The following is a 14,340-nucleotide window of genomic DNA, read 5'->3' as shown; positions in this document are numbered from 1 at the left end:
ACAACTAAAAGAGACTGGGCATCCAGTCTCTTTTTTAATGGACCTGAATTTAATGAAAAGAATACTTATATTCACCTTACTACTATCATTTATCAATTTATTTTCTCAAAAAAACATCAAAGTATACCATGAAAAGAAAGGTGATACTTTGGTGCTTTATGCAGATAATCTGGAGATTTACCCAATGTCTTTTGTATTTTCCGGGATGCCGGAATTAGAGAATATGAAAGCCCCTGAAGCCTTTAAACAGATACAGGTCATGCCTGCTAAATCAGTGAAAAATAAAGTGACTTATTTTATGATCAATGATAAAACAAAAAAGTGGGCCGTGAAAAAGATGCCCGGTTATGAAATGTATGTGGGAGATGTTACTTTAGAAAAGTATGACTCGGATTATCAATATATTCTTCCATTTGCAAAAGGAAAATCTTTTACAGTCAATCAAGGGTATAATGGACTGTTTTCTCATCAAAATGAAAATTCTTTGGACTTTACCATGCCTGAAGGGACGGAAATTGTTGCGGCTAGAGAAGGATTGGTAACGGATGTGGTGAAACATAATAATACAGGATGCGCCAAAAAAAGCTGCGCAGATCAGGCTAATTATATTACCATTTTACACTCGGACGGAAGCTTTGCCCAATATTATCATTTAAAACAAAATGGAGTTAAGGTAAATGTCGGAGATAGGGTAAATAAAGGAGATGTCATCGGATTGAGTGGAAATACCGGATGGAGCAAAGGACCACACCTTCATTTTATATGCTATCTTCCCAGATTGGAAGGACAGAAATTTAGAAAACCACTAAAAACTCTTTTCAGAATTGGAGATGGAAGTAAAATAGAATATCTGGTTGAGAAAAGGACCTATTCAAAAGAATATTAAATAGCATACTTTATACGTTATCTCCATGATTTTGAAGATCAATCATGATATAATCGTAACAAATAGTTTCAATTTTTGTTAAAAAAGTAAGCTAAATTTACTAAAACAGGGTTGAAAAAAATTAAAACTTATTCTCTTAAAGTGGGCTCTAAATTTCGCCGTTTCTCAAAAAAACACGACATTTGTAGCGCGGAAAATTTTAATGGATTTTCAAAAAAGGAAAAGGTTTTTTAACCTTGGAAACGTATAAAAATGATCAGATTAATGGCCAAAAACCTAGATGTGATCAATTAAAAATAGATTGAGCAAATGAAAATATCAAACAACTGGCTGAAAGACTTTATCAAAACGGAACTGAAAACTGAAAGAATCGGAGAATTCCTTACAGATATAGGTCTTGAAGTAGAGGGGATAGAAAAATTTGAAAGTGTAAGAGGAAGCCTGGAAGGTATTGTTGTAGGAAAAGTATTGACCTGCGAAAAACATCCGAATGCAGATAAGTTAAAGAAAACAACAGTTGACGTAGGAAACGGAAAAATATTGAATATTGTTTGCGGTGCTCCAAACGTAGAAGCAGGACAGACTGTACCTGTAGCTGTTGTAGGAACTAAAATCTATGACAAAACCGGGAACTTTTTTGAGATCAAAGAAGCGAAGATCAGAAGCGAGGTTTCTCAGGGAATGATCTGTGCGGAAGACGAACTTGGCCTTAGCGAAGACCATGGAGGAATTATGGTGCTGGATGAAACGAAATATGAAGTAGGGAAAAACTTTGCAGATTATTTTGAACTGGCTAATGATGAAGTGATCGAAATCGGTTTGACGCCGAACAGAACAGATGCGATGTCACATTATGGTGTTGCGAGAGATCTTCACGCATTCCTTTCCACCAATCAGCAGAAATCAACGTTCGAAAAAGTGTCTTCTGAAGCTTTGAATAACGAAGGTTCACACAATTTTACTTTAGAAGTTGAGGATGCCGAGTTATGTCCAAGATACATCGGAGCCGTAATTGAAAATGTAAAAGTAGCAGAATCTCCGGCGTGGTTAAAAGACAGATTAAAAGCGATCGGTTTAAACCCGATCAACAATATTGTAGATATTACCAATTATATCCTTCACGGATACGGACAGCCTCTTCATGCATTTGATGCAGACAAGATCACAGGAAGTAAAGTGAAAGTAGGAACGGTAAAAGAAGGAACAAAATTCACGACTTTAGATGGTGTTGAAAGAACTTTAAATGGTTCTGAGGTGATGATCAAAGACGGAAAAGATAATCCTATGTGTATTGCCGGAGTTTTCGGTGGTGCCAATTCAGGGGTTTCTGATGAAACGAAAACCATCTTCCTTGAAAGTGCTTACTTCAATCCGGTTGCCGTAAGAAAAGGAGCTAAATTTCATGGTTTAAATACAGACGCTTCTTTCAGATTCGAAAGAGGAGTAGACCCGAATATTACCAGAACAGCAATCACTCACGCGATCAAAATGATCCAGGAAATTGCTGATGGAAAATTAGTGGGAGATTTGTTGGAGGAATATCCAAAGAAGATCGAGGACAATTATGTGATCATCAGATTTTCAAAAATTGAACAGATTCTAGGAACAAAGATCCACAGAGAAAAAGTAAAAGAGATCTTAAAAGCTTTGGAAATCCAGGTTTTAAACGAGATCCAGAACGGACTTGAAATTTCTGTACCGGCTTACAGAGCTGATGTAACCAGAGAAATTGATGTGATTGAAGAAATCTTAAGAATCTACGGATACAACAAGATCGATGCTCCACAGAAAATTTCGTTTACACCGGTTAAGCTGAGCGCCAACGATCAGGACGAGCTGGAAAACAACTGGGCAAGAACTTTACAGAGCATTGGATTCAATGAAGTGATGAACAACTCACTGACTTCTGTAAAAGATGAAACCGATGCTGTAAAATTACTGAATCCGTTAAGTGGTGACCTTGCGTTCATGAGAAAATCTTTATTGGAAGGTCTTCTTCAAAATGCAGTGTACAACATCAATAGAAAGAATCAGGATATCAAGTTCTTCGAATTCGGGAAAATTTACCACAAAAAAGATAAATACGAGGAAAGAAAGCAATTAGCAATCCTTGTGACAGGAAGAGATGTCGCGGAAAACTGGCTACAGCCTAAATCTGCAGTAAGTTTCTACAACCTTAAAGCTTATGTAAAAGTTTTATTGGAAAGATTGGCTGTTAGTTATAAAGAAGTGGCTTTAACCGACGATAGATTCTCTGATTCATTAGCTTATGAAGCAGACGGAAAAACGCTAGTAAGAATAGGGAAAGTATCTCCTGCAATGCTGAAAGATTTTGATATCGATCAGGAATGTTTCTACGCAGAAATCGAACTTGAATTAGCACAGGAATTACGTTCTAAAAACGAACTTAAGTTTAAGGATATTCCTAAATTCAACAAGATCAGAAGAGACCTTGCCCTGTTGATCGATAAAAACGTAAACTATCAGGATCTTTATGAAACGGCGAAAAAGAACAAGTCTCCTTTCATTAAGGGAATCAACCTATTCGACGTATATGAAGGGAAAAACCTTCCGGAAGGGAAAAAGTCTTATGCCATGAGTTTTGAGCTTCTGAATGAAGAAAAAACATTGGAAGAGAAAGAAATTTCCGAAGTAATGGATTCTCTGATCAAAGCTTTCCAGAAAGAATACAACGCAGAATTAAGATCTTAATTCAGATAAAAATATATCATTGAAACGGGCTTTAGCCCGTTTTTTTGTTTCCTTTTTCGCGTAGATTGAACAAATGTTAGGCAGATTCAGAAGATTATTTCATGATATAATTCCTGCATAAGAAAATCTGCTCAATCCGCAAGATCTGCGGGAGAAAACAACATTCCTATAATCATTCAATAGGAGCGGGCTTTAGCCCGCTTTCAAATGATTGCGATTCTACAATGGCTTTAGCCAAATTAAAGAACCGTTTCTTGTTCTCACAGATCTCACAGATTCCGCAGATCATAGTTCCGGTTAATAATTTTCTGACTTCAATACGAAAAAATCTGTTTCATCAGCCAAATCGGCGAGAGACTAAAATCTGATGATAGATATTCAATAGAAACGGGCTTCAGCCCGTTTTAAAATAATCAACCCAATCAATTGGCTTTAGCCAAAACATAAAATATGATCTATGCTATCAGGAAAATACAAGGAAAATTAATTCGAAAATAGAACTTCCCAAAAGTAATAAAATCCCCCGCGCCCCGTTTAAATAATATAATTTCCTTAAATTTGAGTAATTCAAAAAGAAAAAAATGAAAAATCTTTTTTTAAGTATAGGTGCGGCTGCTATTCTGGCGTCGTGCGGTACCATGTCCAGCGCTTCTGCTTCTAAAGTAGGGAAGGCTCAGCCTTCATTGGCGAATACAAAATGGACATTGGCAGAAAACGTGAAAGGTAAGGTTCCAACCCTGAATATTGAAGGGGAAAAGATCAATGGAAACGGAGGGTGCAACAACTATTTCGGAACCGCTAAAATAGATCCTTCTACCGGTGATTTCTCGGCAGGACAGATGGGATCTACCAAAATGATGTGCAACAATATGAGCGTTGAGCAAAACTTTATGGATATGGTAGGGAAGGCTAATAAATATGTGATTTCCGGAACTACACTGGAATTGTATAAAGATAATCTTCTGTTGTTGAAATTCAACAAAGCTGAATAAAATAAAAAAGGAACTCAATTTGAGTTCCTTTTTTTATGTTTAGGTCGTTATTATTCTTCCTCTTCTTCGTCGTACTTAGCCAACTCTTCATCACACCATTTGAATGCAGCCTCTACTACTTTTGTAGCCTCGTCTGCCATAGTTTCTTCATCGTCACCTTCCAAATCATCTAGCCACTCAACTTCTTCTTCCTCAACGTTTAAGATGAATCTTGGATATTCTGTGTGAACTACGAATAAATCTTCAGGAAATTCCGAATTGTCTGCTAATAAAAACTTTGGTAATTTCATTTTTTAAATATTTTAACTTTAATCAAAGATAAATAAAATTATTGACTTAAAATTATTTCAAAAACATTTTTGAAACTTTTTCAGCTTTTTTACTTTCTGAATAATCGTAGAAACCTTCACCGGACTTTACCCCAAGTTTTCCAGCCATCACCATGTTTACAAGAAGTGGGTTCGGAGCATATTTAGGATTCTTGAACCCGTCATACATCACATTAAGAATCGCCAGACAGATATCAAGACCGATAAAATCTGCCAGCTGAAGAGGTCCCATCGGATGTGCCATTCCAAGTTTCATTACCGTATCAATTTCTTCTACGCCAGCCACTCCGTTGTAAAGCGTTTCAATAGATTCATTGATCATCGGCATAAGAATTCTGTTCGCTACGAAACCAGGATAATCGTTCACTTCTACAGGAACTTTTCCTAAGGTCTTACTCATATCATAAATCACATCGAAAGTCTCTTTAGACGTAGAGTATCCTTTGATGATTTCTACCAGTTTCATGATAGGAACAGGGTTCATAAAGTGCATTCCGATCACTTTGTCAGCTCTTTTGGTTGCCGCTGCGATTTTCGTGATAGAAATAGAAGAGGTATTGGTCGCCAGAATACAGTTGGCAGGTGCCAGTTCATCCATTTGTCCGAAGATCTTCAGTTTCAGATCCTGGTTTTCAGTAGCGGCTTCTACAATAAGATCTGCATTTCCGGCAGCATCCTGAAGGGCTGTAAAAGTGGTAATGTTTCCTAATGTTTCCGCTTTTTGCTCTTCAGTAAGGTTTCCCTTTGCAATGATTCTGTCAAGGTTCGTTGTAATTGTCTTCAGCCCTCTGTCCAGTGCATCCTGAGATACATCTACCAGATTTACTTTGAATCCGCTTTGTGCAAAAGTGTGCGCAATACCATTCCCCATGGTTCCAGCTCCAATAACTACAATGTTTTTGATCATTTTTTCTTTTATTTTTTATAGATAGTTAAATTTTTAAGGTCCGTTAAATCGGATTTATAAACAGTCACCGCCGGATCGAAATTCACATTCCCGTCACTGTCCTGTTTTCTGGTCTTGTTTTGTGAAGTAATAACAGACTGAAGGCCTTTTGAGAAAGCTGTTTTCTGTTTTTTACCCAGTTTATCAATTCCGATATATAAATTAAATTCACCTTCTCTTCCCAATCCGCCCTGTTTTAAAACTTCAAAAGCTCTCAATTGATTGCTTTTCTCAAATTTTTTCAGATAATCTGTCACAGGCTTGGTGGAAGGTGTTCCACAACAGATACTGCCATAGCTTATACGGACATAGCTCATGCTCTTTTGCGAAAAAAGGAACGCTGAACAGAACAGGAATGTTGTTAATACTATTTTTTTCATATCAATAGTTTTCCGGATTGGAGAAATGAAATTCTACCGGTTTTTCAGCTTTAAAAATAAGCTTAATATTTTACTTATTAAAATCGTCCCAGACCGCCTTTGAAATATCCGAAACCATTTTACAGTTCACCGCATCCGTTTCCATGGAATCGTTTACAAATACGGTAATTGCGTAATGTTTTCCGTTCGGAAGAGTGATGATTCCCATATCATTTTCAGCAACAGTAAGGCCGTTGTCATTCTTTCCGGAAGAACCGGTTTTATGGGCTACGGGTGTATTTTTGGGAAGCTGTTCAATAATTTTATTGGTGCCGGTTTTGGTTCCGATCATGATCTGCATCAGATAACCGGTAGATTTTTTGGAAAGCAGTTTTCCGTCATAGAATTTTTTCAGGACCTGAACCGAAGAATTGGGTGTGCTGTAATTCTCATACAGAGCCTTCCAGCTTTTATGCATCTCAGCTTCGTTGTGCTTAATCTGGAAGCCTTTTACTCCTTTCGAATCCATAAACTTCTGAACGGTCTGCGGACCTCCGATAAGCCTTAACAAGACATCACAGCCATTATTGTCACTTAATGCAACGGTGTAGTCCAGAACTTCACTTAATGGCAATGAAACATTAGCATCAGGATATTTTTCGCGGATCGGCGACCACGTATTTTCCAGCATATCTTCCTTTTTGAAGAAAAGTTTCTGATCCAGAGACAGCTTTCCCTGATCTACAAGATCCAGTACTGTACAGGCAATATGAAATTTGAATACACTTAAAGTCGGAAGAGGTTGATCTCCGTTTTTACTGTATTTAAAATTATTTTCAAAACCAAGAACCGAAACTCCAACCGTTGCTTTTTTACCTTCTGTAATTGAATTTATTTTTTGTTCCAAAACAGATTTCTGAGCCACTGCCAGAGATGAAATCAGAAGAAAGAAAAGTCCTATTTTTTTCATAAACTACGGATTAAAAAAGATCCCTTTTAGCGTGTAAAAGGGATCTGCAATTTAAGATATTTATTATTGTATTTCAAAATAATTCAGATTCGAACCGTTGCCTTCAAAGCGGAACCTGATTTTATTTGTTCCTTTCTTCAGCGGCACATTTTTAACGGATACTGTTTTCCAGTTTTGCTCTCCACCGGTAGCTGGCAGCGAAACATTGGCCAGTTGTTTTCCGGAAGCATCTTCAAGCTTAACCGCAGTATCATTGCTGCCTGAATACCGGATATTGAACGTGTAATTTTTCTCGGATTTTACAGTAACGGTATACTGAAGCCATTCTCCTTTTTCTGTTTTTCCTACATAATATTGATTAGTAATACCGTCATGGCAGCGATAAATATCCACACCGTCATTTCTCATCTGCTGCCCGGAATTCCATTCAGACCTTTTCTTGGGATCGCTTACCCAAAGATTGACAAAATCATGATCAACATAAGCTGAACCGATTCTTCCCAGATCGTACTCTGATGCAAATATTCTTCCAGGAACGTGATGGTTTTTGAACGGTTTGGTTGTATCGTCCGTTACCTGCCTGAACATAGCATCAATAACATCATTTTTGATTTCAACATTGCTGAATTTATAATTTTCTGCCATCTGCATCAATGCTTTCGTTGCAAAATCTTTAGATGGTTTTTCACCCCCGTTTTTCCAGTAGTTGAGCAGCTTTTCATATTCAGGAGTTGTTTTTACATTGGTAATTCCCGCAATATTATCGATCTTTTTCATAGGCCAGAACGCATAGCCGATATTGTGTTTGTCCAGAAGCTGAATCAGTTCCGTAAACCACACATTGGAGTTCTCTCCGGTTTCCCCAAGCCAGATAGGAATATTGTGTTTTTTTCTGAGTTCAAGGATAGACTGGATGGTTTCGTCATTGTTATAATTCCAGTATTTATGAAAGCTGAATGCCATATTATTGTCCCAGAGTGGGATCAGTCCGTTGTAGTTATTTCCCCAGCCGTTTCCTTCAATAAATATCATGTGTTTTTTATCGGTTTCACGGATGGCTTCTGTAATGTCTTTCTGAAGTTTCCAGAGTGGGGCATTGGACATTTCATCGGTACCATTCGGATTTTTTCCGGTAAAATTAATATTCGGTTCATTGATCAGGTCGTAACCGCCGATCCAGGGTTCATCTTTATACCGTTCCGCAAGCTTTTTCCAAAGAGCAATTGTTTTTTGTTGATTTTCAGTACTTTCCCAAAGTGAGGGTTTAGTTTTATCGTTGTCTGAAATATTGACATCATTTCCCTGTCCTCCCGGAGCTGCATGAAGATCGAGAATTAAATATATTTTATTGGCAGCACACCATTTCAGCAGATCATCCGTCATTTTAAAACCTTCTTCCAGCCAGGTATTTTGTCCTTTTACAGGTTCTTTTTCAATAGGAAGCGTATACAGGTCATAATGCATCGGCAGCCTTATAGAATTGAATCCTGCTTTGGCGAGAAAATCAATATCCTGTTTGGTAATGCCGTTTTTAAGATAGGCTTTATAGAAATCCTTCATTCCGTTTTCACCGATCAGTTCAGAGATTTTTTCTTTGATCTTGTACTGAGGGCCTGCAAAGTCAGCGGTTTTCAGCATATATCCTTCCTGAAGCATCCATCCGCCGAGACCCAGACCCCGCAGCTGAATGTTTTCACCTTTGTCATTAATTATTTTCTGTCCGTCGGTTTTTAATAATTGTGATGTCCCAAATTGAGACAATAATAAGGCGGATAATAGGATGACTCTTTTCATATGGATTTATGTATTTAATTATTGGAGAGAATTATAGAATAATTGTTTTCAGAATGACAAATATATTTAAAAAATCCAGAACAAAGATTAAAATTGTGTAAAGAAAACATATTATTTTCAATGAATCGGAAAAATGAAAATTTATCCATGCAAAATTGAGGTTAAAATAAAACAGGCTGTCATGAATACCACAACAGCCTGTTAAAATATGATCGTGATATCTTTTTAAGAAATCAGTTTTACAATTTCAAGGGCAACTTTTAAAGCTTCAGTTCCGTCTTCAAGAGAAACTTCTACATTTTTACCATCCGTGATCGCGTCTGCAAAAGAATTTAATTCATCAAGGATAGCATTATTTGGCTGAATATCAGGATATTCAAATAGAATCTGATTCTTTTCTCCGTCAGCATTCTCAATGATCATATCAAACGGAGTAGGGTCCTCAGGCGCATCTTTCATTCTAATCACTTCCGCTTTTTTCTCAAGGAAATCTACAGAAATGTACGCGTCTTTCTGGAAGAAACGGCTTTTTCTCATGGCTTTCATTGAAATTCTGGATGTGGTAAGATTGGCTACACAACCGTTTTCAAATTCTATTCTTGCATTGGCTATATCCGGAGTTTTGCTTACTACACACACACCGCTAGCATGAATATTTTTAACTTTTGATTTCGCCATGCTCAAGAGAATATCCAGATCGTGGATCATTAAATCCAAAACCACAGAAACATCCGTTCCTCTCGGGTTGAATTCTGCTAATCTGTGGATTTCAATAAACATTGGATTATTGATATATTCTTTAGTAGCGATAAAAGCAGGATTATATCTTTCAACATGTCCTACCTGCGCTTTGATGCCGTTTTCCTGGCATTTGTGAAGAATTTCTTCTGCCTGCTCAAGCGTTTGGGTTACCGGTTTTTCAATGAAAAAATGAAGCTTTTTCTCAATCGCTTTTAAAGCATAATCGTAATGATAGACTGTAGGCGTCACAATATCCAGCATATCGATCTGCTCAAGAAGGTCATCAAAATTTTCAAAATATTTATACCCGAATTCAGCTTCTATTTTTTTCCCGTTTTCAGTGTCTTTATCGTGGAAACCTACCAGCTCGTACTTATCTGACTGGTTAAGAAGTCTTAAATGGATCTTTCCCAGATGTCCGGCACCTACCAAACCTGCTTTTAACATAGATTTTTTATTTTGGTAAAGATAAGAATTTTAGGTATTAGGAAATACGTTGTTGCATTTAGGTTGATACGTATTGATAGTTTTTTTACTTTTGTAGAAACTACTACACGTAACCTAATAACTACTATCTTACTAATGATGCATGATTCGTTTGTACATAAAGGAAAAAGAAAAATCTTAGTTGAATATTTAAGACATAAGATCGGGATATCGGATGAGAATGTACTTTCGGCAATGAGTGAAGTTCCGAGACACCTTTTTATCGAGAGCATTTTTGAGGATTTCGCGTATGAAGACCGGGCATTTCCTATTTTATCACACCAGACTATTTCGCATCCTTCAACCGTCGCAGAGCAGTCTGAACTGCTGCAGGTAAAACCGGGAGAGAAAGTTTTAGAGATCGGAACAGGTTGTGGATACCAGACTGCCGTTCTGATTGCTATGAAAGCCTTGGTCTATACGGTGGAAAGGCAGAAAGATCTTTTTGATTTTTCAAAAAAGAAGTTCCGTGAGCTGCATTTAAATCCGAAATTTCAAAGTTTCGGGGATGGTTTTGCCGGACTTCCGACTTTTGCCCCTTTTGACAAGATCATCGTTACCTGTGGAGCTTCGGTGCTGCCTACGGAATTACTGAAGCAACTGAATATTGGTGGAACAATGGTTATTCCATTAGGTCCTACTGATGAACAGATCCTGTACAGGTTTACAAAAACAGCTCCTACTCAGTTCGAGAAAGAAGAATTCGGGGCTTATAAATTCGTTCCTATGTTGGGAGATACCAATCATTAACGAAGTTTTTTCACCACAAAAGCCACAAAAGTTTTTTAATTCTAAACACTTCAGGTCACTAAACTTTCAAAAGATAATGGTCTTGAAAACAATAAGATCACATCAGTAGAAAATCAAAGATTTTCATAAAAACTTAAGTGCACTTGTAAGCAGTTCGAATTTGAACTTCAAATAAACTAAAGTGTTATAGAGCTTTTGTGTCTTTTGTGGTTGATGTTTTTCTCCGGCGGATTTCACAGATTCCATGAATATTATTCTGGATAAAAATCTTTGGATTTTTTTTTGTAAAACTTAAGTGTACTTTTTTGCAGTATGAATTTAAACTTCAAATAAACAAAAGTGTTATAAAACTTTTGTGTCTTTTGTGGTTTAAAAAAATCTTACATTTTAATAAACATTAAGACCGCTTCGGAATAGTAATTGGATTCAGTACAGAACCTAATCACTTAAATTATATTATTATGGACACGAATAGATTTAAATCCTCACACGATTTTAGTAATATTCAGAAAAACCTGCATAATAATCCCGGATATCATGTAGAAAGCTATGGGCAGCAGGTGAAGGATTATATGAATGATATGAAAACGAAGAATCAGGAAGCAACCAAACAGGGATTTATGGCTCATGCACAGAAATCTGCCAAAGATGTTTGGGAAGAAATTCAGGAGATGGCTTCAGAAGCCTGGGACAAAAATAAAGATCAACATCAGTAATTTTTTATACAAAAGTTAAAGAACCTCACTTGTAACAGGAGTGAGGTTTTTTGTTGAAATACACGAAACCTAAATCGAAATAAATAATGAAAGTATTTGTAAACAGAAGAATTCCTGAAACTGGAATTAATATGCTGAAAGAAGCCGGACTGGAAGTTTTCATTCCGGAACATGACAATCTGTCTCATGAAGAATGGCTGATCTATTGTCAGAATCACGATGCTGTTTTAAGCGTGGGCGGAGAATTTAAATACGACAAAGATTTTTTTAGTCAATGTCCCAATATAAAAACAATCGCATTATATTCCGTTGGTTTCGATCACGTAGATATTAAAGAAGCGAACCGTAGAAATATTCCTGTGGGAAATACGCCTGATGTACTCAGTAAAGCTACTTCTGATGTTGCTTTTCTGTTGATGCAGTCGGTGGCGAGGAGAGCAAGTTACAATTTTCAGAAAGTAAAAGACGGCAACTGGGGCGACTTTGATCCGTTACATGCTTTAGGGCAGGAATTATACGGGAAAACTCTGGGAATATTAGGATTGGGAAGAATCGGTTTTGAAATGGCAAAAAAGTCCAAAGCGGCTTTTGATATGAATATTATTTATCATAACCGTAATCAAAATGAAGAAGCTGAAAAAGAATTAAATGCATCTTACGTTTCTTTCGAAGAACTGATTGCACAATCTGACGTTCTGAGTATTCATGCCAATTTCACTCCTCAACAAAAGGATCTATTCAATGTATCCGTTTTCGCAAAAATGAAAGACAACGCGATTTTCATCAATACAGCAAGAGGCGGTTTTCAGAACGAAAAGGATCTGTATGAAGCATTGATTTCTAAACAGATCTGGGGAGCCGGTTTAGATGTTACGAATCCTGAACCGATGTCTAAAGAAAGCCCGCTTTTAGAACTTTCGAATGTCTGTGTACTTCCACATATCGGTTCAGCCACCATTGAAGCAAGAACCGGAATGGCCAAAATAGCTGCCGAGAACATTATTGCTTTCTCTAAAGGCGAAAAAATACCTTATTGTGCCAATCCGGAAGTGTACACGGGATGAAGAATGAGTAATGAGCAATAAGTAATGAGTAATATAAAAAATTGGGAAGAACTATCTTTCCAATTTTTTTATGGTAAAAATGGGTAGGATCTGAAACAGAAGTATTAAATTATGTGTTTAGACAAATCTCTTATAACAAACGGGAAGGTTGGAACCGTTTTTGTTCTATACCTTTAACATTAAATACTGATATTATGACACCAGAAAACAATACCAACGAACAGAACCGAAAACTCGAAGAGATGGACTACAGCCCGAGTGAAGATATATTCAATAAAGAAAAACATATTCCGCTCGACGGTGATGGAAACCCTATTCTGAGTGAAGAGGACGATGATAAATTAGATAAAGGCTTGGATATTCCAGGTACTGAAGATGACGATGATATGGAAGAAATAGGATCCGAGGATGAAGAAAACAATTACTGGAGCCGCAGTGATAATGCAGATGATCATGAAGAAGAAAATGATGATGTCTTGCAGTAGTATTTAAGTAGTATATAAAAGCTTTATTTTTTTTGTTAACTTTTAAAATATAATCAATTGTTTTACAGTTGGTTATATTTTTTTTTGTGTTAACTCAAAATTGTAAACAAGATTCTAGTGCTAAAATAGGCTTAATAAATTGTTAGTTTTACGGAAGTATTATAACTGATTATTTTAAAATTTTAAAAATATGGTGAGATTTTTACAATTATTTTTATTATTTATTGTGAGCTTTGTTTTTTCACAGGTTCCTGGAGATGTAAAGGTAAAAGATACATCAGGAAACGAAAGCTTTAATGTAACCTGTAACAATAATCTTGATGCAAATGGTTGTATATCTCTCCATGTAGAATATCCTGTACTGAAGCAGACAACTGGGTACGAGGTGAGCCAAACTGCATATAATCCGCCTGTTGCTATGAACCAGGGAACATCTGTAAATGCAGATTACGATGACCTGTTTGCGCTGAAACTGGATCTTCCTTTCAAGTTTTGTTTCTTTAATCAGCATTTTGAGGCTCTTGTGATAGGTTCCAACGGAATGATTACTTTTAACGTTGATCAACTAGGGAATATCAATTATCCCAATGTACAGTGGCAGAATCCTAATCCCGGTCTTTCTAAAAATTCTATTTTCGGGGTTTATCACGACCTTGTTTTTTCTTCGGGAGATTCTTCCGAGATATACTATTCTACGATTGGAAATGCGCCATACAGGAAATTTGTGATCAGTTTTTATGAAGGCAGGGTAGCAGGTTGCACAGACCGCTCTTCTTCACAGATCGTCTTACATGAAACAACGAATGTTATTGAAGTTTTTGTAGATAAAAAACTGGCCCCGTGCCCAACTCGAAAATTTGAAAATGCCCTTATTGGAGTGATAAATGCGGACGGAACGGTAGGATATTCTCCTGCTACAAGAAATACCGGTGTCTGGCAGGCTTCGCAGGAAGGCTAGAAGTTCAACCCGGTTGGAAATAATATAGTTCCTGAAGTTACATGGACGGATTCCCAAGGCCAAACTGTAGGAACCGGGATTCAGACAACGCTTTGCCCCACACAGAATGAAACCTACACAGCCAATGTCAATTTTGCTATTTGCGGGAGCAG

General features: G+C 37.0%; 14 protein-coding genes. 8 read left to right on the top strand and 6 right to left on the bottom strand.

Annotated features, from left to right (window positions below):
• The first annotated feature begins 52 nt into the window (after nucleotides 1–52).
• The 3 genes from BM143_RS02050 to BM143_RS02040 all read left to right on the top strand — a co-directional run bounded on the left by BM143_RS02050 (nucleotide 53) and on the right by BM143_RS02040 (nucleotide 4,590).
• Nucleotides 53–886 (top strand): M23 family metallopeptidase, encoded by an 834-nt coding sequence (locus BM143_RS02050; RefSeq protein WP_090023866.1) that lies wholly within the window; start codon nucleotides 53–55, stop codon nucleotides 884–886.
• Nucleotides 887–1,195: 309 nt separating this feature from the next.
• Nucleotides 1,196–3,598, top strand: coding sequence for a phenylalanine--tRNA ligase subunit beta (pheT, locus tag BM143_RS02045; RefSeq protein WP_090022445.1), 2,403 nt, complete (start codon nucleotides 1,196–1,198; stop codon nucleotides 3,596–3,598).
• A 581-nt stretch (nucleotides 3,599–4,179) separates the two neighbouring features.
• On the top strand, nucleotides 4,180–4,590 hold the full coding sequence (locus tag BM143_RS02040; protein WP_090022442.1) for an META domain-containing protein: 411 nt from the start codon (nucleotides 4,180–4,182) through the stop codon (nucleotides 4,588–4,590).
• 50 nt (nucleotides 4,591–4,640) lie between these two features.
• Here the strand turns inward: BM143_RS02040 and BM143_RS02035 are convergent, their stop codons facing one another.
• The 6 genes from BM143_RS02035 to BM143_RS02010 all read right to left on the bottom strand — a co-directional run bounded on the left by BM143_RS02035 (nucleotide 4,641) and on the right by BM143_RS02010 (nucleotide 10,176).
• Nucleotides 4,641–4,880, bottom strand: coding sequence for a hypothetical protein (locus BM143_RS02035; protein WP_007845674.1), 240 nt, complete (start codon nucleotides 4,878–4,880; stop codon nucleotides 4,641–4,643).
• A gap of 52 nt (nucleotides 4,881–4,932) precedes the next feature.
• Nucleotides 4,933–5,823, bottom strand: coding sequence for a 3-hydroxybutyryl-CoA dehydrogenase (locus tag BM143_RS02030; RefSeq protein WP_185116533.1), 891 nt, complete (start codon nucleotides 5,821–5,823; stop codon nucleotides 4,933–4,935).
• A gap of 11 nt (nucleotides 5,824–5,834) precedes the next feature.
• Nucleotides 5,835–6,245, bottom strand: a complete 411-nt coding sequence (locus tag BM143_RS02025) for a hypothetical protein (RefSeq protein WP_090022437.1) — start codon at nucleotides 6,243–6,245, stop codon at nucleotides 5,835–5,837.
• A 70-nt stretch (nucleotides 6,246–6,315) separates the two neighbouring features.
• Complete coding sequence (gene bla-A, locus BM143_RS02020) at nucleotides 6,316–7,194, bottom strand: CGA/CIA family class A beta-lactamase (RefSeq protein ID WP_090022434.1); 879 nt, start codon at nucleotides 7,192–7,194, stop codon at nucleotides 6,316–6,318.
• A 63-nt stretch (nucleotides 7,195–7,257) separates the two neighbouring features.
• A complete protein-coding gene (locus BM143_RS02015; protein WP_090022431.1) occupies nucleotides 7,258–8,988 on the bottom strand; it encodes a cellulase family glycosylhydrolase in 1,731 nt (576 codons plus the stop codon).
• Between the two features lie 225 nt (nucleotides 8,989–9,213).
• Nucleotides 9,214–10,176: a Gfo/Idh/MocA family protein gene (locus BM143_RS02010; protein ID WP_090022429.1), complete on the bottom strand. Its 963-nt coding sequence runs from the start codon at nucleotides 10,174–10,176 to the stop codon at nucleotides 9,214–9,216.
• A gap of 138 nt (nucleotides 10,177–10,314) precedes the next feature.
• Between BM143_RS02010 and BM143_RS02005 the strand changes: the two genes are divergently transcribed.
• The 5 genes from BM143_RS02005 (at nucleotide 10,315) to BM143_RS01985 (ending at nucleotide 14,188) form a co-directional block, all read left to right on the top strand.
• On the top strand, nucleotides 10,315–10,965 hold the full coding sequence (locus tag BM143_RS02005) for a protein-L-isoaspartate(D-aspartate) O-methyltransferase (RefSeq protein WP_034725013.1): 651 nt from the start codon (nucleotides 10,315–10,317) through the stop codon (nucleotides 10,963–10,965).
• A 461-nt stretch (nucleotides 10,966–11,426) separates the two neighbouring features.
• Nucleotides 11,427–11,681, top strand: coding sequence for a prevent-host-death protein (locus BM143_RS02000; RefSeq protein WP_090022426.1), 255 nt, complete (start codon nucleotides 11,427–11,429; stop codon nucleotides 11,679–11,681).
• An 86-nt stretch (nucleotides 11,682–11,767) separates the two neighbouring features.
• Nucleotides 11,768–12,745 carry a 2-hydroxyacid dehydrogenase gene (locus BM143_RS01995; RefSeq protein WP_090022423.1) on the top strand — a complete coding sequence of 326 codons (978 nt, stop codon included), beginning with the start codon at nucleotides 11,768–11,770 and terminating at the stop codon, nucleotides 12,743–12,745.
• 194 nt (nucleotides 12,746–12,939) lie between these two features.
• Entirely contained in the window at nucleotides 12,940–13,230 is a 291-nt protein-coding gene (locus tag BM143_RS01990; RefSeq protein WP_090022421.1) for a hypothetical protein, read from the top strand.
• Between the two features lie 190 nt (nucleotides 13,231–13,420).
• On the top strand, nucleotides 13,421–14,188 hold the full coding sequence (locus BM143_RS01985) for a hypothetical protein (RefSeq protein ID WP_090022419.1): 768 nt from the start codon (nucleotides 13,421–13,423) through the stop codon (nucleotides 14,186–14,188).
• Nucleotides 14,189–14,340: the final 152 nt, after the last annotated feature.

It is taken from the genome of Chryseobacterium oleae (assembly GCF_900115055.1).
Taxonomy (GTDB): Bacteria; Bacteroidota; Bacteroidia; order Flavobacteriales; family Weeksellaceae; genus Chryseobacterium; species Chryseobacterium oleae.
The sequence above is the reverse complement of the archived record's forward strand: the minus strand, read 5'-3'. Positions and strand labels throughout refer to the sequence as shown.